Below are 20,209 nucleotides of genomic sequence, written 5' to 3'. Positions count from 1 at the left end.
ACAGATCGACCGCGCCGTCGATCGTCCGCCTAGGAGCCTCGATGACGATTCCGACCCTCGACACCGACGACCGCGCATCCGATCGTCGCGCCGATCCGGCCACAGAGAAGCGCCGCCGCCGCGCGGCGGCCTTCGCCGATGCCGCCTCCGCCGGCTGGAAGGTGTGGCTGTTCAAGATCGTCGCCCTCGGCATCGTCGACGCGATGGCGATCTACGCGATCCTCGTTCTCGTCGTTCAGGAGCAGTGGGTCGTCGCGGTGGCCATCGCGGTCGGCGTGGTCGTCCTCAACGCGATCTACCTGATCCCGGGGCTTCTTCCGGCGAAGTACCTCGCACCCGGTCTCGTGTTCCTCTTCATCTTCCAGATTTTCGTGGTGCTCTACACCGTCTACATCGCGTTCACCAACTACGGGTCGGGGCACAACTCCGACAAGGAGGACGCGATCACCTCCCTCCTCCAGCAGTCGCAGACGCGCGTGGAGGACTCGGCCACCTACCCCGTGCAGATCGCCACGCGCGACGGCGAGTTCTTCTTGGTCGTCGAAGACCCCGAGACCGGCGACCTCAGCGTCGGCGGCAACGAACTGCCCCTGGAGTCGATCTCCTCACCCGAGGCTGCGGGCTTCGAGGTGCTCGACTTCTCTCAGATCCTCGCCAACCAGGCCGAGATCGGCGCCCTGACCGTGCCGCTCGACGACGATCTGAACGACGGCTACCTCCGCACCACCGACGGGTCGAACGCCTACCTCTTCCAGTCGAGCCTGGAGTGGGACCCCGCCGCCGACACGATGACCGACACCGAGACGGGTGTGGTCTACCGCGACATCGGCACCGGCGCGTTCACCGCCGATGACGGCACCGAGATCCTCCCGGGATGGCAGGTCTGGGTCGGCGGGGAGAACTTCGTCCGTGCCGTCACCGAGGAGTCCATCCGCGGCCCGTTCATCGCGGTTCTGATCTGGACCTTCGTCTTCGCGTTCCTGTCGGTGGCGACCACGTTCGTCCTCGGGCTCTTCCTCGCGGTCGTCTTCAACGACCCGAAGATGAAGAGCCGCAAGTACTACCGCGTCATCCTGATCCTCCCGTACGCGTTCCCTGCGTTCCTGTCGGCCCTGATCTGGGCGGGCATGTTCAACCAGGACTTCGGGTTCATCAACCAGGTGCTCCTCGGCGGCGCATCCATACCGTGGCTGCTCGATCCCATACTCGCCAAGGTCGCGATCCTCATCGTCAACCTCTGGCTCGGGTTCCCCTACATGTTCCTGGTGTGCACGGGCGCGCTGCAGTCGATCCCCGACGACATCCAGGAGGCCGGTCGCGTCGACGGCGCGGGAGTGTGGCAGGTCTTCCGCCACATCAAGTTCCCGCTCCTGCTGGTGTCGGTCGCCCCGCTGCTGATCTCGTCGTTCGCGTTCAACTTCAACAACTTCAACATCGTCTACATGCTCACCAACGGCGGGCCGAGGTTCGCCGACGCGTCGATCAACGTCGGTGCCACCGACATCCTGATCTCGATGGTCTACAAGGTGGCGTTCGTCGGAGCCAACCGCGACTACGGGCTCGCGAGCGCGTTCTCGATCATCATCTTCATCCTGGTCGCCGTCATCTCCTACGTGAGCTTCCGACAGACCAAGGTCCTCGAGGAGCTGAACTGAGATGGCACTGAACTCCACCCCCCTCACCGGCCAGCCGGGCCCCGTGCTCGCCGAGGCACTCGCCGACGATCGGCGCGGCTCCGCAGCCGCAGACAAGCCCGCGCCCCACCCGCGGCGACCCTTCGGGCGGTGGTTCCGCGAGACCGGATGGCGCCACATCATCGGCATCGTCATGCTGCTGTTCTGCGCCTTCCCGCTGGCGTACGTGCTCTCGGCGTCGCTGAATCCCGGCGGCACGCTGCTGACGGCGAACAGCCTGTTCTCCACCTTCGACCTGGGCGCGTACGTCCGGCTGTTCGAGAACCCGTCGCAGCCCTACGGCGCGTGGTTCGTCAACACCCTCGTGATCGGGCTCGCCACCGCTTTCGGGACCGTGCTGCTCGGCGCGCTGGCGGCGTATGCGTTCTCGCGCATGCGTTTCACCGGCCGCCGGTTCGGCCTCCTCACCCTGCTGCTGGTTCAGATGTTCCCGCAGCTGCTGGCATTCGTCGCGATCTTCCTGCTGATGTCGGCGATCGCCGACATCTTCCCCGCGCTCGGGTTGAACTCGCAGCTGGGTCTGATCATGGTCTACCTCGGCGGAGCGCTCGGCGTGAACACCTACCTCATGTACGGGTTCTTCAACACCGTGCCGGCGTCCATCGACGAGGCGGCGAAGATCGACGGTGCCGGGCACGCGCGCATCTTCTTCACCATCATCCTGCGCCTGGTCGCGCCGATCCTCGCCGTCGTCGGGCTGCTGTCGTTCCTGGCGACGACGAACGACTTCGTCATCGCGTCGGTCGTGCTCTCCGATCCTGACAAGCAGACGCTCGCCGTCGGTCTTTACCAGTTCGTCTCTCAGGAGACCGCGCGCAACTGGAGCGTCTTCGCCGCGGGTGCGGTGCTGGCTGCCATCATCCCCGTCGCGCTGTTCCTCGCGCTCCAGCGCTTCATCGTCGGCGGCCTCACCGCCGGCAGCGTGAAGTGACCGGATGACGGTGCCTGCCGATCCCACGCGGTTCACCGCACTCAGCCGCGGCCTCGCCGCCGGGGTGGAGGGACACGACGCGCTGATCGGGCTGGTCCTGCTCGGCTCGGCGTCGGACGACGCTGCGCACCGGCGCGACGAATGGTCCGATCACGACTTCTTCGCCCTGATCGCCGACGGCCGGGGGCGGGAGGTCCGGCCCGATCTGTCGTGGTTGCCCGATCAGGACATGCTCGCCGTGACCGCCCGTGAGGGCGAGATCGGATTCGTCGCGGTGTACGACGACGGGCACGTGTTCGAGTTCGCGCTCTCGGAGGCCGCGGAATTGGCCGGAGCCGTGGCGGGGGAGGCCACCGTCGTCGTCGATGACGATCGGGGAACGACGGCCGATCTCATCGCGCGCGCCCGCGCGAACGCGACGGCGAGCGACCGGTTCGACCCCGCCAACGACGCCGCACTGGTGTTCGTCAAGCTCCTGCTCGGTACCGGCCGGGCACGTCGCGGAGAGATGCTGAACGCGGGCCAGTTCGTGCGCGGTGCCGCGATCATCCACCTCGTCCGCGCGATCCGCGGCCGGTTCGGCGACAGGTCGACGCACCGGCGCGACATCATCGATCCGCTTCGTCGATTCGAGCGGGACTTCCCCGAGTGGGGCGACCGCATCGCCGAGGCGGTGTCGGCTCCGGTAGAGGACGCCGCGCGGGAGTTGTATGCGCTCGCCCGCGAGATCCTCGAGCCCGACTGGGACGCCTTTCCCGTCCGCGTGGCGGATGCGGTGGCCCGCCGCCTCGGATTCTGAGGCTCAACTCCAGGAGAGCACGCGCCAGCGGAAGGTCCCTCGCACCTCGTAGCCCCCATCGGGCTCCCGGAACGGTTCCGCCGCTGCCGCGACGACGGCGGAGAGCTCGCCGATCGTCGCCTCGTCCTCGCCGAGCAGCACGGTCGCCGCAAGCTCTTGGGCATCGGCGGCTCGTACCCGCACCTCGACCTCGCCGTGCGAGACCCGGCGGAAGCCCGCGGCATCCAACGCCAGATCCAGAGGGGTCGGATGCAGCGGCCCCGCCTGCGTCCCCGTGGCGCCGGCGTGGGTGTCGGCCTCGCCTGCATCGGGGTCCAGCGCAGCCTCGAGTGCCCGCTCGATGACGGCCAGGTCGTTCCGGCCGGTATCGCCCCATTCCGCGACACCGAGGAGGCCGCCCGGCCGGAGGACGCGCGCGCATTCGAGGACGGCCGCATCGAGGTCATCGGTCAGGTGGAGCACGGTGACCGCGGTCACGACGTCGAACGAGTCATCGCCGAAGGGGAGGGCGGCGGCATCCGCTTCCCGCGCGTCGCCGTGCCGGGCGGCGAGCGCCACCATTCCCGGCGACGAGTCGACCCCGATCGCTCGCGCGCCGAGCGCGCCGAGTTCGCCGAGGAACTCGCCCGAACCGCAGCCGATGTCGAGCATGCGCGTGTCCGGGCCGATGGCGCACGCGGTGATGAGCGCCCCTCGCGCGGGCGCCGACACTCCGCCCCACCGCGCGGCCCAGCCCTCAGCGAGGGCCGACCACCCGCCATCGTCCGTCTCGTCGGCCTCGTCCGTCACGGGCGCCACCCTATCCCTCGCGACCCGTCGATTCCCGGCGCTTCCACGTCAGGCGGGCCGCCGTTCCTGACGGGTCGCGCGCCTTCGCGTGCGACGCTACGCCGGTGACCGCGCCGCGCACCGCGGCCACCGCACCACACGATGAACCCCGCGGGCGGGCGGAGGTTCGTAGACTGTCCCGAGACCAGGCGAGGAGAGTGCATGAGCCCGCTGAACGAGGACGACATCCAGACGTCGTTCGTGAACGCCCGTCCCGACGAACTGCAGGTGATGGCCCTGCCGAACGATTTCGTGCTGACCGACTGGGATCATCTGGACTTCCTAGCCTGGCGCGACCCCCGCACCCGGGGGCGCGGGTACGTCATCGCCGAGGTCGACGGTGAGGCCGTCGGTGTGCTGCTGCGCGCTGCCGAGGGCACCTCGTCGGCTCGATCGGCGATGTGCAACCTGTGCTACACGATGCAGCCGGCCGATCAGGTCGCGCTGTTCACGGCGCGCAAGGCGGGGGAGGCGGGCCGCAACGGCGACAGCGTCGGCACCTACATGTGCGCCGACCTGTCGTGCCACGAGAACGTCCGGCTGGCCGCCCCTCTTGCGCCGAGTGAGATCCGTGCCAGTGTCGACCGTCGCATCGACGGCACCCGGCGGCGCACCGAGGCCTTCGTCGAGAGCGTCGCCCAGCACGCGCGGAGCAGGTCGTGAGCCGCGCCGTCGTCATCGGCGACGCCCTCATCGATGAGCTGCGCGACGATCACGGGGTCCGCGAGTTCGTCGGGGGCGCCGCGCTGAACGTCGCCGTCGGTCTTGCGCGCCTCGGCGTCCCCGCGACTCTCATCGCGATGGTCGGCGACGACGAGGCCGGTGGTCGCATCCGGTCGTACCTCGATGACTTCGGGGTCGAGCTGCTCGCGACCCCGTCGCCGCGGGGCTCGTCGCGCGCGGTGAGCACCCGCAGCGGCGGGGGTGAGCCGACCTACGTCTTCAACGATGCCGCCCAGCACCGCGCCGTGCATCTCGGGGAGGCCGAGCGGGCCGCCCTCGCTGCGGCATCCGTCATCGCGATCAGCTGCTTCCCCTTCGACGATGTCGCCCAGACCCTCGCGCTGTCGCAGGCGGTGCGCGCGTCCGGCGCACCGCTCGCGATCGACGTGAACCCGCGCGAGGGGATGATGCACGACCGCGCGGAGTTCGTCCGCGGTTTCGAGCAGCTCGCCGCGGGCGCGGCGCTGGTCAAGATCGGCGAAGACGACGCCGAGCTGCTCTACGGGGAGCCTCTCGACGCCCTGCGCGCGCGCCTGATCGACGCCGGCGCCGCCGCGGTGCTGGCCACCCAGGGCCGCGCCGGGGCCACGATCGAAGCGGGGGCGGATGTCGTCACCCGCCCGATCTCCGATCTGCCGGGTCGCATCGTCGACACGATGGGGGCGGGCGACGCGGCGTTCGCAACCGTCATCGCCGCCGTGATCGAAGGCATTCCTGCGGATTCCGAGGCGTGGGGCGACGCGCTGCAGGAGGCGATGGATGTCGCTGCCGCGACCTGCCGCTTCGAGGGCGCGCTGCTGCGCCTCCCCTCGGCGCTGACCGAGCCCGACCTCGATCGCCTCGGAACCTGAGGGTCGCCGTGCGGCATCCGGTGTGGATTTTTTCGACGCTCGCCGGGGGTCTAGACTTGTTTCTCGCGCCTCCGGTCGACTGCACAAGCCGGGCGGGTGCGCACTTGGCGAGTTACCCAAGCGGCCAAAGGGATCTGACTGTAAATCAGCCGGCGTAGCCTTCGGGGGTTCGAATCCCTCACTCGCCACCCCAGAGAGCCCGGCTTCGGCCGGGCTCTTGTCGTTCCGGTCGCCGTGGGGCCGCCTGACACGTCCGCCCTCGCGTGCCAGGATGGGCATGCGTCGACGAGAGGATCGAGATGACACACCCCCAGCCGCATGAGACGTCCGCGTCCGCCGAGTCGCGGGCGACGGATGACCCGGGTCGGTCACCTCTCATCCGTGCCGCCATCTGGGTGGCGATCGGCGCTCTCATCGCGGCGGCGATCGTCTGCGTGGTCTGGGTGCTGATCGGCCCGGAGAACGGCATCGTCGCGCGCGCCTTCCTCACCGTGCTGCTGCTCGCCGGCTTCGCCGGCGCGGCCATCCTCGACGCGAACCTCGCGCCGAACCGTCCGGCGTGGCTGGCGCTGGCGAGCATGGGCGTCTGGGTCGTCACACTGCTGATCGGGGCGGTGATGATCTGGATGCCGGAGCGCTTCGCCTATTCCGGATTCGGCCGCTTCGTGTCGTTCCTCCTCATCGTGCTGATCCTGCAGCTGGCGCTGCTGCATATCCGCCTCTTCCTGAAAGCCCTCGCGCGAAACCGCACCACCTTCACCTCCGTCATCGCGATCGTGACGATCGTGCTCGTGATCGCTCTGGCGATCATGCTGGTCATCCCGCTGATGCTTTCGGAGTACGCGCAGCTGGGCGACCTGTACTGGCGCTTCGTGGTCTCCATCACGATCCTCGCCGCGGTGGGGACCGCACTCCTCCCGCTGATGAACGTCCTCTTCGCACCGCGTCGGCCGCGGCCGGTCGCCCCCGCGTACGCGGGTTATCAGGGATACCCCGGCGCCGACGGTCAGCAGACCGGGGTCATCCCCGCGTGGGCGCCCCACGCGCCCCAAGGCCAGACATGGCCGGGGCAGGCGCAGGCGGCCTGGCAGCCGCAGGCCGGATGGCAGGCTCAGAGCGCTCCGCAGCCCTTCGCGCCGGCCCCCGCCGCTCCGGTACCCGCTCCGAAGCCTGCAGCCCCCCCTGCCGCCGAACCCGCTCCCGCCGTGCCCGCACCGGCTGCGCCTCAGTCCGCTTCCGCCGCGCCCGAAGCCCTCACGTCAGACACCGGCGCGCCCGCACCGGCCGCCCCGGCGCCGGCCGAGGGCGAGCTGCTCCCGTGGCCGATGTACGCCGACGGCCGCACGCCGCTGCCGATGCTCCCTGACGGCAGCCCCGACTGGCAGGCGTACCAGACGGGCCGGCCCTCGCCGGGCGCCCAGTCGTTCGTGCCGATCGCTCCCGCGCAGTCATCGCAGGCGACCCTCCCGCCGCCCACGCCTGCGCCGGGCACGCAGGGCTATGAGGGCTTCCCGCCCCCGCCGCCGCTTCCGCCGCGCAACTGATCAGCCGAGAAGCTCCCGCGCCGCCATCGCGGCGTTGTGCCCGCCGATCCCGCTGACGGCGCCTCCGCGGCGCGCGCCCGAGCCGCACAACAGGATCCGCTCGTGCTCGGTGGCCACACCCCACCGCGATCCGGGGCTCGACAGGTCGGCGTCGTCATCCGCCCACGGCCAGGCGAGGCCACCGTGGAAGATGTCGCCCCCGGCCATCCGCAGCGACTCCTCCAGGTCGGCCGTCGTCCGCACCTCCACACACGGCGAGCCGTCGGGCGCGGTGTACAGGCAGTCCTCGATCGGTTCGCCGAGAACGGCGTTCAGCGACGCCGAGGCCGCCGCGAGCACGTCCCTTCGCGCCTGGTCGGCGTCGCGACCCGCGACCAGGCGATGGGGTACCTGGAGCCCGAAGAGAGTGAGGGTCTGCGCGCCCTCGGAGCGCAGCTGCGGGCCGAGGATCGAGGGATCGGTGAGGGAGTGGCAGTAGATCTCCGCCGGGAGAGGATCAGGGAGCGCCCCCGCCGAGGCCGCGGCGTGCGCGCGGTCGAGCTGGCTCAGGGTCTCGTTGATGTGGAAGGTGCCCGAGAAGGCCGCCTCGGCCGACACCTCTCCGTCGCGCAGGCGGGGGAGCCGCCGCAACAGCATGTTCACCTTCACCTGCGCGCCCTCGGGCGCGGGCCCCGTCGCATCCGTCTCCGAACCCCCCGCACGCAGCAGGTCGGCCAGCACCGAGGGTCCAGCCCCCATCAGCACCAGCCGGCCCCGCAGCGCCTCGCGTCGTCCGTCGTGGCCGACCACCATCACCTCGCCGTCGGGATCGACGGCCGTGACCTCCGCGCCCGTGCGGATCTCGGCGCCCGCCTCCCGGGCGGCCCGGGCGAGCTCGGCGCTGACCGCCCCCATTCCCCCGACGGGTACGTCCCAGTCCCCGGTGCCGCCGCCGATGACGTGGTAGAGGAAGCAGCGGTTCTGCGCGAGGGTCGCGTCATCGGCTGCGGCGAACGTGCCGATGAGCCCGTCCGTCAGCGCAATCCCTCGGGCGAGGTCGGTCTGAAGGGATCGACGCAGCATCTCGCCCAGGGGCCGGTCGACGACATCGGCCCAGAGCTCGTCGTCGCCGACGAGTCGGCGCACCTCTGCGCGGGGGCGGAGGGGCTCGGTCATCGTGGGGAAGATGCGGCGGGCGAGCGGGAGGAGTCTGTCTCCGAACGCGGCGAAGCGGGCTGCCTCGGCGGGATCGCCGGTCGCCCGGGCGAAGCTCCGCGCCGTGGCCTCCGCATCGCCCCGATCGACGAGGATGCCGCGAGAGGGATCGGCGGGAGACGGCGTGTACGACGAGTAACGCCGGCGCCGCAGGTCGATCCGCAGTCCCAGGTCATCGATGATCGCGCGGGGCAGCAGGCTCACGAGGTAGGAGTACCGCGAGAGGCGAGCAGCGACTCCGGGCCAGGGTTCCTCCGACACCGCGGCGCCGCCGACGTGTGCGAGTCGTTCGAGGACGACGACGCGGTGACCCGCACCGGCGAGGTAGGCGGCGGCGACGAGGGCATTGTGACCGCCGCCGACGATCACGACATCGTGCGTGGCGGCATCCCGGGGGAGAGGCATGGCTCCACCGTAGAGGCGCACGCCGGCCTCCGCATCGTTCGTGGGCACGAGAGCCCGCGGTAGCGTGAAGGGCATGACGCTTGCCGCGCAGCTCCACGATCTGGCCGTCGACATCGCCCGCGAGGCCGGGGAGCTCGCCCGTCGTCGTCGCACCGAGGGCGTCGCCATCGCCGCGACGAAGTCGGCGCTCGCCGACATCGTCACCGAGGCCGACCGCGAGGTCGAAGAGCTGATCCGCGACCGGCTCCGCCGCGAGCGCTCCGGTGACGGCTTTCTGGGCGAGGAGTCGGGGGCAGCGCCGGTGTCGCACGGTGGCGACTCCGACATCACCTGGGTGATCGATCCGATCGACGGCACGGTCAACTACGCCTACGGCATCCCCGCGTACGCCGTCAGCGTTGCCGCCGTGGCGGGCGGCAGCGATCCGGAGCACTGGGATGCCCTCGCCGGCGCGGTGTTCAACCCTGCCAGCGGAGAGCTCTTCCACGCCACCCAGGGGGAGGGGGCGTGGCTGGCCGACACCCGGCTGACGGTCAACGCAAAACCGTCCGCCGCCGGAGCGCTTCTGGCCACGGGATTCGGGTACGACCCCGCGACGCACGCCTCCGACCTCGCGCGGGTCGGTCGCGCGATGACGATCGCCCGCGACATCCGCCGTATCGGCGCCGCGTCCCTCGATCTCGCCTTCGTGGCCGCGGGTCGGCTCGACGGCTACTTCGAACGCGGCTTGCATCCGTGGGACTTCGCAGCCGGCGCACTTCTGGTGACGGAGGCGGGCGGGCGCTTCGCGCGTGTGGAGATGCCGGATGCCGCATCTCGGCCCCTGACGGTCGCCGCCGGTCCCGGCGTCTTCGAACGCCTGCTCTCGCTTACCACAGATTGAGCCGGCGCGTGGGCGGTTGCGTCCCGGCGTCGTACATGGCATTCCCAGACGTCGCCGGGTAGTGTTTATCCGTTCGTTACTTTCGGTGTCCGAACCGGGAGTATCCCCCAACGACCGCCTGCCGTGCACCCCCATGCGCGGCAACGACCTGGAAGCACGCCCCCGTTTTGCCCCACGATTCCACCTCGGCTCTTCGCCCGCGCACTCGCCGGTCGAGTCGAGTCTCCACCGCGGAGGTTCAGAACCCGGCGGAGACGACGACCCTTCCCCCCGTCGCTGAGCCACCCGTCGCTGAGCCCCCCGTCGCTGAGCCAACCGCCGCTCCGCCTGCGATGAGCCGCCGGGCGCTGCGCGCCCAGGCTGCCGCGCGGCCGTTCCTCATCAATCCCGTGTTCTCGACCGGGGCCGCGCCGGTGGCAGGCTCCGCCTCGTCGACCGGCGACGCCGCGGATGTGGCGCACTCGCCGGCGTCGTCGGTGACGGCGACGCCCGCCGAGTCGGCTCCCGTGGCTCAGGCGAGCGTCACCGAGGTGCCCGAGGCCTCGGCGGAGGGATCGTCGACCGACCCAGACGCTGCCGACGCGGAGGGTGTGGATCCCGAGCATCCCGAGTCCCCGGCGACCTTCACCGGGGGTACCGGGGCGATCCTCCTCGACGCCTCCACGACGACCGGGCCCTTCCGCCTCCTCGAGCCCCCCATGGGTCACTCGGTCGCCGACGATGTTCCGGTCGCAGACGCGGCGGACACCCGCGACGCCGCCCCGCAGTGCGACGATGAGTTCGAGGCCGCTGCGCGCCTGTTCTGCTTCACCGGCGAGATGCCGGTGCAGAGCGGCCCGGAAGTCGGCGATGAGTCGTCGAACAGCCAACCCGCATCCGCGACCCCCGACATCGCCGCGCACGTCGCAGCCGCACGTCGCCATCGCCCGGGACGGGGAGCGGCCTTCCGTCGCGCCGCCGCGGCATCCTTCTCGATGAGCGTCATGGGAATCGTCGGTCTCCTCGCCGTCGCCACCACCACTCCCGCCGAAGCCGTGGCCGCGGCCACCGGCGCCGAACCCGCCACGCTCTCCACGATGGCACCGGCCTCGACCGACCTCTCGGTCGATCCCGACGAGATTCAGGCCTACGTCGCCCCGGCGACCACCGAGAACGCCGAGATCGTCCGCGGCGAGAGCTACGAGACCGTGACGATGGCCGAACTGGCTGCGGCGTCGGGAATCACGAACTTCTCGAACTTCTACGTCAACGACCCCACTGCGGCCATCCAGTGGCCGTTCGCGGTGGGTGTGCCGATCACGTACGGCTTCGGCATGCGCTCGGGCAAGATGCACGAGGGCGTGGACTTCGTCCCCGGCGCCGGCGCGCCGATTCAGGCGATCGCCGACGGCACCGTGCGGGTGGCGAGCGAGTCGGGCGGCGCGTACGGCGTGCACGTCATCGTCGACCACGTCGTGGACGGTCAGCTGATCTCGAGCCACTACGCGCACATGCAGTACGACTCGATGCAGGTCGTCCCCGGCCAGCAGGTCACCGTCGGCACCGTCCTCGGTCGCACCGGCAACACCGGCCGTTCGTTCGGAGCGCACACGCACTTCGAGCTGCTGATGAACGGCACCACGCCGATCGACCCGCTGCCGTGGCTCCGCCAGCACGCGGGAGGGTGACCGCCGATTCAACGGGGAGCCTCGGCTCTGGTATTCTCGTTGAGTTGCCCGCGCAGGGCAGCACGCCCCGATAGCTCAGTGGCAGAGCACTTCCATGGTAAGGAAGGGGTCGTCAGTTCAATCCTGACTCGGGGCTCGCAGCATCCGGCATTTCGCTGCCGGTGTATCGCGGCAGGGTAGCTCAGTTGGTGAGAGCGCACGACTCATAATCGTGAGGTCGCGGGTTCAAGCCCCGCTCCTGCTACAGACAGAACCCCCGGAGCTCCGGGGGTTTTTTGCGTTCCGGTGCTGGTCGGGGTGCTCTGCACAAGAATGTCCTTCCCGGGACACGGTTCTGTCTGCCACGATGAGCGCAGCGGAGCGTCGGCCCGACCGCTCCTCGTACGGCCCCGTCCCCTCGCCTGGGAGTCGATGATGACGAAGAAGCTTCTCTCTGCCCTTGCCGTCGGCGTGCTCGTCGCCTTCGGCGCCGCCGTTCCCGCGTACGCCGATGCGGATCCGTCGCTGACGGCTTCGCCGGCCTCGATCACGCTGGGGGGATCGTCGGAGCTGACGCTGACCGGTGTGGAGGACGGCGTCCAGATCAATTTCGCGATCAGCCAACCGGTACTGCCGAACGACGGCGGAATGCTGAACCCGGAGAGTGCGACGGTCGCCGACGGTCAGGCGTCGGTGATGTTCACCCCCGACGCGGCCGCGACCTACGTGATCGAGGCGTTCGTGCAGAACAGCGAGAGCCCGGCCGTGGCATCCGTGACGATCGAGGTGAGCGCGCCGCTGACACCTGCGCTGGCGGCGTCACCCGGGTCGCTGACGCTGGGCGGGTCTTCGGTGCTCACTCTGACCGGGGTGGATGAGGGCGTCGAGGCGACCTTCTCCATCGCCGAGCCGGTGCTGCCGAACAACCAGGGGATGCTCGTGCCCGAGGTCGCCACGGTCACCGACGGTCAGGCGGCGGTGACCTTCACGCCCAACGCCGTGGGCACGTACATGATCGAGGTCTTCGCGCGCAACAGCGAGGGGCCGCCGCTCGCTTCCGTCACGATCGCCGTGAGTGCGGCGCCGAGCCCGACGCAGTCGCCGCGTCCCACGCCGTCCGTACTTCCGGCGACGGGTGCCGACGAGACGTCGAGCCTCGCCCTGGTCGGTGGCGGAGTGCTGGTCGCGGGTCTCGGACTCGTTCTCGTGGCCGCATCCGCGGCGCGCGCGCGTCGGGGCTGAGCCCCGGGCCGCCGCCTCTCATCTCCGCCCAGCCGGTGATCAGGGGGTGGCGGTAGCCTGGTCAGCGGATCCCGACCGGATCCCCGGACGAGGGTTCAGTACCCGGTGAGCGACAAGACTGGCCATGGAGGCGAGCGCCATGTCGTGGGTCATCCTCATCATCTCCGGAGTCCTCGAGGCCGTGTGGGCCACCGCCCTCGGCAAGAGCGAGGGGTTCACCAAGCTCTGGCCGAGCATCGTGTTCGGCGTCGCCCTCGTGGCGAGCATGGGCGGCCTCGCGTGGGCCATGCGCGAGATCCCGACCGGCACCGCCTATGCGGTGTGGGTCGGGATCGGCGCCTCCCTCACCGTGCTCTACGCGATGATCACGGGTGACGAGGGCTTCTCGTGGGTCCGGATGCTGCTGATCATCGGCCTCGTCGGGTGCATCGTCGGGCTGAAGCTCGTCAGCGACGCCGAGTAGCCCGCGCGAGGGACGGGCGGCTCACTCGCCCGTCGCGTTCGAAGCCGCGTGGGGTGTGACCGACAGCTCGGAGATGCGCCGCCGGTCCAGCGCGGTCACCCGCAGGATCGCGCCGTCGACCTCGACGGTGTCGCCGACGACGGCCAGGCGCCCGAGGCGCTCCAGCATGAATCCGGCGATCGTGTCGGATGAGCCCCGGGGGAGACTGAGGCCGGTGGCCTCCTCGAAGTCCTGGAGGTTCAGCCGGCCATCGACGGTGCCGCCGTTCTCAGAGAGGTCGCCGGTGGCGAGATCGGTGTCGTACTCGTCGAAGATCTCGCCGACGACCTCCTCGACCAGGTCCTCGAGCGTGACGATCCCGTCGGTGCCCCCGTACTCGTCGACCACGACGGCGATCTGGTCGCCGCCCGCCCGCATGCCCGTGAGGGTCGGCAGCACGCGGGCGGTGGACGGGAGGTAGGGGATGGCGCGGACGAGCGGCCCGATGGGCTGACGCGGGTCGACCGCGGCGGCCTCGAACAGGTCGCGGACGTGGACGAAGCCCGTGATGTCGTCGATCGACTGGTCGACGACGGGGTAGCGCGAGTACGGCAGTTCGCGCACCCGTGCGGCGGCTTCTCCCACCTCGTCGGCGTGGTCGAGCGCGACAACCTCGGGCCGGGGCCGCATGACCTCGCTGATCTGACGCCCCCGGAGCGACAGCACGTCGTCGAGGATGCGGCGCTCGTCCTCGGGAAGCCCCTGGTGGCTCGAGACGATGTCGCGCAGCTCTTCCTCCGTGAGCTCCTCGCCCGTTTTGTGGGGGTCGCCGCCGAGGAGACGGACGACCGCGTTCGTCGAGACCGACAGCAGCCAGATCACCGGGCGCATGAGCACGGCGAAGCCGTTGAGCACCGGCGCGACGCCGTAGGCGAACTGCGCGTTCCGCTGGATCGCCAGGCGCTTGGGCACGAGCTCCCCGAGCACCAGCGACAGGTACGCGATCATGAGGGTCAGAAGCACGGTGGCGATCGTGAGCGAAAGACCCTCGTCGAGCCCGAGCGAGACGAACAGCGGTGCGACGCTCGGTGCGATCGACGACGCACCGTACGCGGCGGACGCGAAACCGGCCACGGTCACGCCGATCTGCACGGCCGAGAGGAACCTGTTGGGATTGCGCGCCAGGTCGGCGACCTTCTGGCCGCGCTTGCCGCGCGCGGCGAGGGCGTTGACCTGGCTTTCGCGGAGGGTGACCAGCGCCATCTCGGTGGCGGCGAAAACGCCCCCGATGAGGACGAAGACCACCACGAGGGCGATGTTGAGCAGGAGGTCGCCGTTCATCGGTTCACCTCCCCTCGCGGGGACGCGCCCGGGGTCACCCGGGCGCTGGAACTATGACAGTCGGATCCATCCGCAGTGTTCGGCACGGGGACACGGTATCGGACCTCGCTTCGAAATCGCCGTATGCGGATGCCGCGACGACGCCGTCTCAGACCACGAGCGGCCCCGCGACATCCAGCCTGTCGTTCTCGATCAACCACGTGATCGATTCCAGGATCGCTTCGTCGGGTTCGTAACGGGGACGATAGCCGAGCACGGAGCGCGCCTTGTCGATGCTGAGGTAGTGGTTGCGGTGCAGGTGTCCCCAGCTCGCGTTCGCGTGGCGCTCGGTCGTCTCTGCGCGGAACTGCTCCCAGGTGATGCATTCCAGCGACAGGGGTTTCCCGAACCAGGATGCCGCGGCCGCCGCGTAACCCCGGACCGTCAGCGCAGACGGCGCGACGGCGTGGAAGTCCTCGCCGGCGGCGGCGTCGCGGTGCGCAAGGGCGAGCTCGAACACCTGCGCGACGTCGTCGGCGTGGACGTGGTGCATGAGCGCGCCGTCTCCTCCGGGCACACGGAGGGTGCGACCCGCCGACAGATCGGACCAGACATGGGGATCGCCGTTGCCGAGCGGCCCGACGGGCGCCCAGCCGGGTCCGACGATGTGACCGGGGTCGACGGTGGTGGTTGCGAGCCCCCCGGCGGCCGTTTCGGCGGCCAGGAGCGCGGCGATCTCCGCCTTGAGGATGCCGTACTCGTCGAAGGGCGGGGTGCCCTGGCCCTCGCGGATCGGCACCCGATCGCTCGGGCCGTAGCGCCAGAGGGTGCCGCAGTGGACGAGGTGTCCGACGCGACCGCGCAGCGCCTCGACGAGGGAGCGGGCGGAGTCGGGGGTGAAGGCGAGGAGGTCGACGACGGCGTCGGGGTCGTGGGCCAGCACGATGTCGCCGAATGCGCCGTCGCGATCGGCGGCCTCTCGGTCGGCGACGACCTGCTGCACCGCGGCCCATTCCGGGGCGGCGACGTACGGGGGACGGGTACCTCTGCTGACCGCGACGACCTCGTGTCCGGCGCGGACGAGCCGGGGAACGAGGAAGGTGCCGATGTGGCCGGTTCCGCCGATGACGACGACGCGCACGGTGTCCACCTCTCCGCGCGGGCGGAAGCGCCGGCGCCCTTCGAGCCTAGGGTGCCGATGTCGGACGGGGCCGGTAGCGTGCGCGTCATGGATTCACCGGTCGTCGTCCTGCGCGCAGCGCGGGATTCCGCGCGCCGACGCCTCGCCGAGGTCGAAGTGCAGCTCATGCAGCTGCGCGAGGCGCGAGGGGCCGAATCCGCCGACGACGAGCACGATCCCGAGGGGGGAACCCTGTCCGCGGAGTGGTCGCGCATCGAGGGGGTGCGAGTCGGTGTGCTGACCGAACTGGAAGGGATCGACGCTGCGCTCGACCGCGTAGCAGCGGGCACCTTCGGCATCTGCGAGGTGTGCGGGACCGCCATCCCCGAGGGGCGATTGGAGGTGCGTCCCACCGCGACGCGATGCGTTCGGTGTGCGGAGCTCCGGCAGTAGGCTGAGGGCGGCGGCCACCCCGGTCCCTCGCACGGCCGGGACACGACGAAACGAGCGAGCATGAGCACGAACCCTCCGGGCTGGTACGACTACGGCCCCGGGACCCGCCGGTGGTGGGACGGCGCGAAGTGGACCGAGCACGTGCAGTCGACCGAAGACGGGTCCGACGCACCGCCGGCCGGACCTGACGCGGGAGATGCTTCGGGATACGCCACCGCCGGTGCTCCGCCCTCCGCACCCGGTTTCGCCGGTTCGCCCGGGTATGCACCCGCCGGTGGCGCTTTCACCGCGGCGACCGAGCCGAAGAAGTCCAAGCTCTGGATCCTCTGGGTGGTGCTGGGTGTGGTGCTCCTCGGCATCGTCATCGCCGCTGCCGTGCTCATCCCGATCCTGATCGGGGTCTTCTCATCGGGCGGCGGTGTCGACGAGGCCGACCAGCAGGAGGCCGTGCGCGCGGTCGAGCTGTACGACGAGGCGTGGCGCGAAGGGGATTGCGACAAGTACCTCGAGGCGACGTCCGAGGCGTTCCGGACCGGCAACCAGCTCACCGACTGCGCCGCGTTCGAGGAGCAGTCGGCCGGGTTCGCGCAGTCCGTCGAGAACTATCAGATCGAGGTCCAGGGCATCAGCTCCTCCGAACGGACGATCTACGTCAACACGACGGAGACGTACGACAGCTTCTTCAACGCCGACGGCGAGCCGCTCGACGTCCCCGAGCCGATCGAGGAGAGCTGGCAGTACACCGTGATCGAGATCGACGGCGCCTGGGTCATTGACAACGCCTACGTAGGCGAATGACCGACGCCCCTCCCGCGCGTGGTACGCGCTTCGTCTTCACGTGCCTCGGGGTCGGCTTCATCGCCGGTCTGATGTCCGGACTGTTCGGCGTCGGGGGCGGCACCGTCGTCGTCCCGCTCCTCGTGCTCGTGCTCGGCTACGGTCAGCGGCTCGCGGCGGGAACGTCGCTCGCGGCCATCGTCCCGACCGCCGCGGTCGGGGTGATCGCCTACGCGGTGAACGACTCCGTCGCCTGGATCCCCGCCCTGATCCTCGCCGCCGGCGCGGTCGTGGGGGCGCAGATCGGCACGTGGCTGCTTCCGCGGACGCCCGTGACGGTGCTTCGCTGGGGTTTCGTCGGCTTCCTCGTGATCGTGATCGTGTCCCTGTTCCTCGTGATCCCCTCACGCGATGCCGGCCTTCCGCTCACCGTCGTGACAGTGCTCGGCCTCATCGCGCTCGGCGTCGTCACTGGCATCCTCGCGGGTCTTCTCGGCGTCGGCGGCGGAGTGATCGTCGTGCCGGTTCTGCTCCTTCTCTTCGGCACGAGCGACCTCCTCGCCAAGGGCACCTCGTTGCTGATGATGATCCCCACGGCGATCTCGGGCACCGTCGGCAACCTCATCCGGAGAAACGTCGACCTCCCCGCCGCCGCCATCGTCGGAGTCGCCGCGTGTGTGACCGCCCCCGTCGGCACCTGGCTCGCCACCCTCGTCGACCCGCAGCTGGGCAACATCCTCTTCGCCGCCTTCCTGACGATCATCGCCGTGCAGATGGCCATGCGCGCCATTCGGGGGCGCAAGACCGCTCGGTAGGATGATCCGGTGCCAGTGAACCCCCAACTCGTCGGCCGTCTGTTCCCCCCGACACCGCCGTATCTTGTGGGCCGCGAGAAAGTGCGCGAGTTCGCGCGAGCGGTCTTCGCCGACGCCCCCCAGCATCTCGACCCCGACGCCGCGCGCGCGCTCGGGTACGCCGATGTCGTGGCGCCCCCGACGTTCCCGATCGTGCTGCAGGACGTCACGCTGCAGCAGCTGCTCGCCGAGCCCGACAGTGGCATCGAGCTCTCGCGCGTGCTCCACGCCGAGCAGCGATTCCGGTACTCCCGTCCGATCGTCGCGGGCGACGAACTGACCGCCCAGCTCAGCGTCACCGGCATCCGCACCCTCGGCGGCAACGCCATGGTCACCAGCGAGGCTGAGATTGTCGACGCCGCCGGCGCCCACGTCGTGACCGCGACCTCCGTCCTGCTCGTCGGCGAGGGCGACGCATGAGCGCCGTAGCCGTGGGCGATGTCGTCGCCGAACGCACGATCCACCTCACGCGCGAATCGCTGGTGCGCTATGCCGGTGCGTCGGGCGATGTCAACCCCATCCATTACCGCGACGACATCGCCGCCGAGGTCGGGCTCCCCGGGGTCCTCGCGCACGGCATGCTCACGATGGGTGTCGCCGTCGGGACGGTCCTGCCGTGGCTGGGCGACGCCGGTCGCATCCTCGATTACGGCGTGCGCTTCACCCGGCCGGTCGTCGTCGACGCGAAGGACGGCGCCGACCTCCACATCGTCGCCCGGGTCGGTCAGGTGACGGAGGAGGCCGTGCGCGTCGACCTCACGGTGACCGCCGCCGACACGACCGTCCTCGGCAAGGCCCAGGTGCGCGTGCGTCCCGCTGACACCGCCGGTGCGGCGACGGGTGACGGGACTCGATGACCGAGGTTCCCCCCGTCGCGCTGTCGGGCCTCACGACGCTTCGCGTCGGCGGCGTTCCCGAGCGGATGATCGAGGCGCGGACGACCGACGAGCTCATCGACGCGCTCCGCGAGGCGTGGGCGACGGGCGAGGAGTGGTTCGTGCTCGGCGGCGGGTCGAACCTGCTCGTGGGCGACGAGCCGTTCCCCGGCACGGTCGTGCGAATCCTCACCCGCGGGATCGAGACGCTCCCCGCCGCCCGCGAGGGATTCGTCCGCCTGCGGGTGCAGGCCGGGCATGACTGGGACGCGTTCGTCGGGTACACCGTCGACCACGGGCTCGCGGGCGTCGAGGCGATGTCGGGCATCCCTGGCACGGTCGGCGCCGCGCCCGTGCAGAACATCGGCGCGTATGGTCAGGAGATCGTCCAGACCCTCGTCGAGGTCGAGCTCATCGACGAGGCCACCGGAGAGGTGTCCACCGTGCCGGCCGCCGAGCTCGGGCTGGGGTTTCGCACCTCGGTGCTCAAGCACCACCACGGCTCGGTGCCCGACCGACGCGCGGTCATCCTGTCGGTCACAGTCGAGCTCGCCGTCATCGGAGACGCGCCCCGTGAGATCCACGGCGATCAGCTGCGGACGGCGCTCGGCCTGAACCCTGGGGCCGCGGTGACCTTGGCCTTCGTGCGGGAGCAGGTGCTGCAGATCCGCGCGCGAAAGGGGATGGTGCTCGATGACGCCGACCCCGACACCTGGAGCGCCGGATCCTTCTTCCAGAACGCCGTCGTCTCGGCATCCTTCGCCCGTACGCTGCCGCCGGAGTGCCCCCGCTGGCCGGTCGCGCCCGATTTCGATCCGGTGGTCGTCGTGCCGTTGGCGAACTTCGACGGCAGTGTGCCGCCCCTGTCGACAGCCGAGCCCGATGTGAAGGTCAGCGCCGGCTGGCTCATCGAGCAGTCGGGCATCCGCAAGGGCTTCAAGCTCCCGCGTTCGCGGGCGGCGGTGTCGACCAAGCACGCGCTCGCGCTGACCAACCGGGGTGACGCGACCGCGGCGGAGATCGCAGAGCTGGCGCGCTTCATCCAGGGGCGCGTGCACGCGGAGTTCGGCCTGCTGCTCCAGCCCGAGCCGGTGCTCATCGGCGTGGACCTGTAGCGTCGCGTCCCGCCCGCGCTGCGTCGTCGCGCGCTGCGTCGTGCGTCGGGTTGTCACGCGCCGGGTCGTCGTCCCGCGGGTCGCCCCCGCCGTCGCTCGCTCGTTCGCTCCCGGCCCGCCGTCGCTCGGCGGAGATGCCCGTCACCCTCGTTCGTTCGTCGCCGATGTACGCCGACGGCCCTTCCAGGCGTACATTTGCGACGAACGAAGGGATGTCACGGCGCCGGTCGGTTCAGATGGCGCTGTCGCGGCGAGCGGGCGGCGCCGTGGTGCGGGATGCGGCGCCGTGGTGCGGGATGCGGCGCCGTCGCGGTGTGCCGAGCGGCCGCGTCTTTGCCGTTCGTTCGTCGCAGACGTACGCCGAAGGCCCTTCCGGGCGTGCATCTGCGACGGACGAAGGCTCGTCGTGGCGCGGGAGCGCGGTGCGGGGTGCGGTGGCGACGGCGCGCGGTGGCGGCGTGGCGGCGCGCAAGCGAAGCCGGGTCGCGAAGAAGCGGGGGTGGGCGGATGCCG

At 70.5% G+C, this 20,209-nt stretch carries 20 protein-coding genes, 3 tRNA genes and 1 riboswitch; of the genes, 19 read left to right on the top strand and 4 right to left on the bottom strand.

Annotated features, from left to right (window positions below):
- Positions 1-41: 41 nt before the first annotated feature.
- Genes HDC37_RS12915 through HDC37_RS12905 form a run of 3 tightly spaced genes read left to right on the top strand, consistent with a single transcriptional unit; the run spans position 42 to position 3,424 of the window.
- A complete protein-coding gene (locus HDC37_RS12915) occupies positions 42-1,655 on the top strand; it encodes an ABC transporter permease subunit (protein ID WP_179560790.1) in 1,614 nt (537 codons plus the stop codon).
- 1 nt (position 1,656) lies between these two features.
- Positions 1,657-2,625 (top strand): sugar ABC transporter permease, encoded by a 969-nt coding sequence (locus tag HDC37_RS12910; protein ID WP_179560789.1) that lies wholly within the window; start codon positions 1,657-1,659, stop codon positions 2,623-2,625.
- Positions 2,626-2,629: 4 nt separating this feature from the next.
- Positions 2,630-3,424, top strand: coding sequence for a hypothetical protein (locus HDC37_RS12905; protein ID WP_179560788.1), 795 nt, complete (start codon positions 2,630-2,632; stop codon positions 3,422-3,424).
- Between the two features lie 3 nt (positions 3,425-3,427).
- Here HDC37_RS12905 and HDC37_RS12900 read toward each other — a convergent pair whose 3' ends face one another.
- Positions 3,428-4,213: a class I SAM-dependent methyltransferase gene (locus tag HDC37_RS12900; protein WP_179560787.1), complete on the bottom strand. Its 786-nt coding sequence runs from the start codon at positions 4,211-4,213 to the stop codon at positions 3,428-3,430.
- 201 nt (positions 4,214-4,414) lie between these two features.
- On the opposite strand from HDC37_RS12900, the gene HDC37_RS12895 reads away from it, so the two are divergent.
- The 4 genes from HDC37_RS12895 to HDC37_RS12880 all read left to right on the top strand — a co-directional run bounded on the left by HDC37_RS12895 (position 4,415) and on the right by HDC37_RS12880 (position 7,370).
- On the top strand, positions 4,415-4,915 hold the full coding sequence (locus HDC37_RS12895; protein WP_179560786.1) for an FBP domain-containing protein: 501 nt from the start codon (positions 4,415-4,417) through the stop codon (positions 4,913-4,915).
- Entirely contained in the window at positions 4,912-5,826 is a 915-nt protein-coding gene (locus HDC37_RS12890) for a PfkB family carbohydrate kinase (protein WP_179560785.1), read from the top strand. Before HDC37_RS12895 ends, HDC37_RS12890 begins: the two co-directional genes overlap by 4 nt.
- Positions 5,827-5,932: 106 nt before the next feature.
- Positions 5,933-6,014, top strand: a tRNA-Tyr gene (locus HDC37_RS12885).
- A gap of 111 nt (positions 6,015-6,125) precedes the next feature.
- Positions 6,126-7,370, top strand: a complete 1,245-nt coding sequence (locus tag HDC37_RS12880; protein ID WP_257021478.1) for a hypothetical protein — start codon at positions 6,126-6,128, stop codon at positions 7,368-7,370.
- Here the strand turns inward: HDC37_RS12880 and HDC37_RS12875 are convergent, their stop codons facing one another.
- Positions 7,371-8,969 (bottom strand): NAD(P)/FAD-dependent oxidoreductase, encoded by a 1,599-nt coding sequence (locus HDC37_RS12875; RefSeq protein ID WP_179560784.1) that lies wholly within the window; start codon positions 8,967-8,969, stop codon positions 7,371-7,373.
- Between the two features lie 73 nt (positions 8,970-9,042).
- On the opposite strand from HDC37_RS12875, the gene HDC37_RS12870 reads away from it, so the two are divergent.
- The 6 genes from HDC37_RS12870 (at position 9,043) to HDC37_RS12845 (ending at position 13,203) form a co-directional block, all read left to right on the top strand.
- The gene (locus tag HDC37_RS12870; protein ID WP_179560783.1) at positions 9,043-9,852 is read left to right on the top strand and encodes an inositol monophosphatase family protein; all 810 of its coding nucleotides are present in this window, start codon (positions 9,043-9,045) and stop codon (positions 9,850-9,852) included.
- 332 nt (positions 9,853-10,184) lie between these two features.
- Positions 10,185-11,519: a M23 family metallopeptidase gene (locus tag HDC37_RS12865; RefSeq protein WP_257021477.1), complete on the top strand. Its 1,335-nt coding sequence runs from the start codon at positions 10,185-10,187 to the stop codon at positions 11,517-11,519.
- Positions 11,520-11,583: 64 nt separating this feature from the next.
- A tRNA-Thr gene (locus HDC37_RS12860) sits at positions 11,584-11,655 on the top strand.
- Between the two features lie 34 nt (positions 11,656-11,689).
- Positions 11,690-11,763: transfer RNA gene (locus tag HDC37_RS12855), tRNA-Met, on the top strand.
- Between the two features lie 170 nt (positions 11,764-11,933).
- A complete protein-coding gene (locus tag HDC37_RS12850; RefSeq protein WP_179560781.1) occupies positions 11,934-12,740 on the top strand; it encodes an LPXTG cell wall anchor domain-containing protein in 807 nt (268 codons plus the stop codon).
- A 63-nt stretch (positions 12,741-12,803) separates the two neighbouring features.
- Positions 12,804-12,867: riboswitch (guanidine-III (ykkC-III) riboswitch) on the top strand.
- A 12-nt stretch (positions 12,868-12,879) separates the two neighbouring features.
- Complete coding sequence (locus tag HDC37_RS12845) at positions 12,880-13,203, top strand: multidrug efflux SMR transporter (protein WP_179560929.1); 324 nt, start codon at positions 12,880-12,882, stop codon at positions 13,201-13,203.
- Positions 13,204-13,224: 21 nt separating this feature from the next.
- On the opposite strand, the gene HDC37_RS12840 is transcribed toward HDC37_RS12845, so the two are convergent.
- On the bottom strand, positions 13,225-14,523 hold the full coding sequence (locus HDC37_RS12840; RefSeq protein WP_179560780.1) for a hemolysin family protein: 1,299 nt from the start codon (positions 14,521-14,523) through the stop codon (positions 13,225-13,227).
- A gap of 148 nt (positions 14,524-14,671) precedes the next feature.
- Positions 14,672-15,643, bottom strand: a complete 972-nt coding sequence (locus HDC37_RS12835; protein WP_179560779.1) for an NAD-dependent epimerase/dehydratase family protein — start codon at positions 15,641-15,643, stop codon at positions 14,672-14,674.
- Positions 15,644-15,730: 87 nt separating this feature from the next.
- Here HDC37_RS12835 and HDC37_RS12830 point away from each other — a divergent pair, with 87 nt between their 5' ends.
- The 6 genes from HDC37_RS12830 to HDC37_RS12805 are packed head-to-tail and all read left to right on the top strand — an operon-like array spanning position 15,731 to position 19,696.
- A complete protein-coding gene (locus HDC37_RS12830; RefSeq protein WP_179560778.1) occupies positions 15,731-16,075 on the top strand; it encodes a TraR/DksA C4-type zinc finger protein in 345 nt (114 codons plus the stop codon).
- A gap of 60 nt (positions 16,076-16,135) precedes the next feature.
- Positions 16,136-16,873: a DUF2510 domain-containing protein gene (locus HDC37_RS12825; protein ID WP_179560777.1), complete on the top strand. Its 738-nt coding sequence runs from the start codon at positions 16,136-16,138 to the stop codon at positions 16,871-16,873.
- Positions 16,870-17,667 carry a sulfite exporter TauE/SafE family protein gene (locus tag HDC37_RS12820; RefSeq protein ID WP_179560776.1) on the top strand — a complete coding sequence of 266 codons (798 nt, stop codon included), beginning with the start codon at positions 16,870-16,872 and terminating at the stop codon, positions 17,665-17,667. The genes HDC37_RS12825 and HDC37_RS12820 overlap by 4 nt, the downstream gene beginning before the upstream one ends.
- Before the next feature lie 9 nt (positions 17,668-17,676).
- Positions 17,677-18,126 (top strand): MaoC family dehydratase N-terminal domain-containing protein, encoded by a 450-nt coding sequence (locus HDC37_RS12815; protein ID WP_179560775.1) that lies wholly within the window; start codon positions 17,677-17,679, stop codon positions 18,124-18,126.
- Positions 18,123-18,563: a MaoC/PaaZ C-terminal domain-containing protein gene (locus HDC37_RS12810; RefSeq protein ID WP_179560774.1), complete on the top strand. Its 441-nt coding sequence runs from the start codon at positions 18,123-18,125 to the stop codon at positions 18,561-18,563. The genes HDC37_RS12815 and HDC37_RS12810 overlap by 4 nt, the downstream gene beginning before the upstream one ends.
- Positions 18,560-19,696, top strand: a complete 1,137-nt coding sequence (locus HDC37_RS12805; protein WP_179560773.1) for a UDP-N-acetylmuramate dehydrogenase — start codon at positions 18,560-18,562, stop codon at positions 19,694-19,696. Before HDC37_RS12810 ends, HDC37_RS12805 begins: the two co-directional genes overlap by 4 nt.
- The last annotated feature ends 513 nt before the right edge of the window (positions 19,697-20,209 follow it).

Origin of the sequence: Microbacterium sp. AK009, assembly GCF_013410955.1 — a bacterium.
Taxonomy (GTDB): Bacteria; Actinomycetota; Actinomycetes; order Actinomycetales; family Microbacteriaceae; genus Microbacterium.
This window is presented reverse-complemented; position numbering and strand designations above follow the sequence as displayed.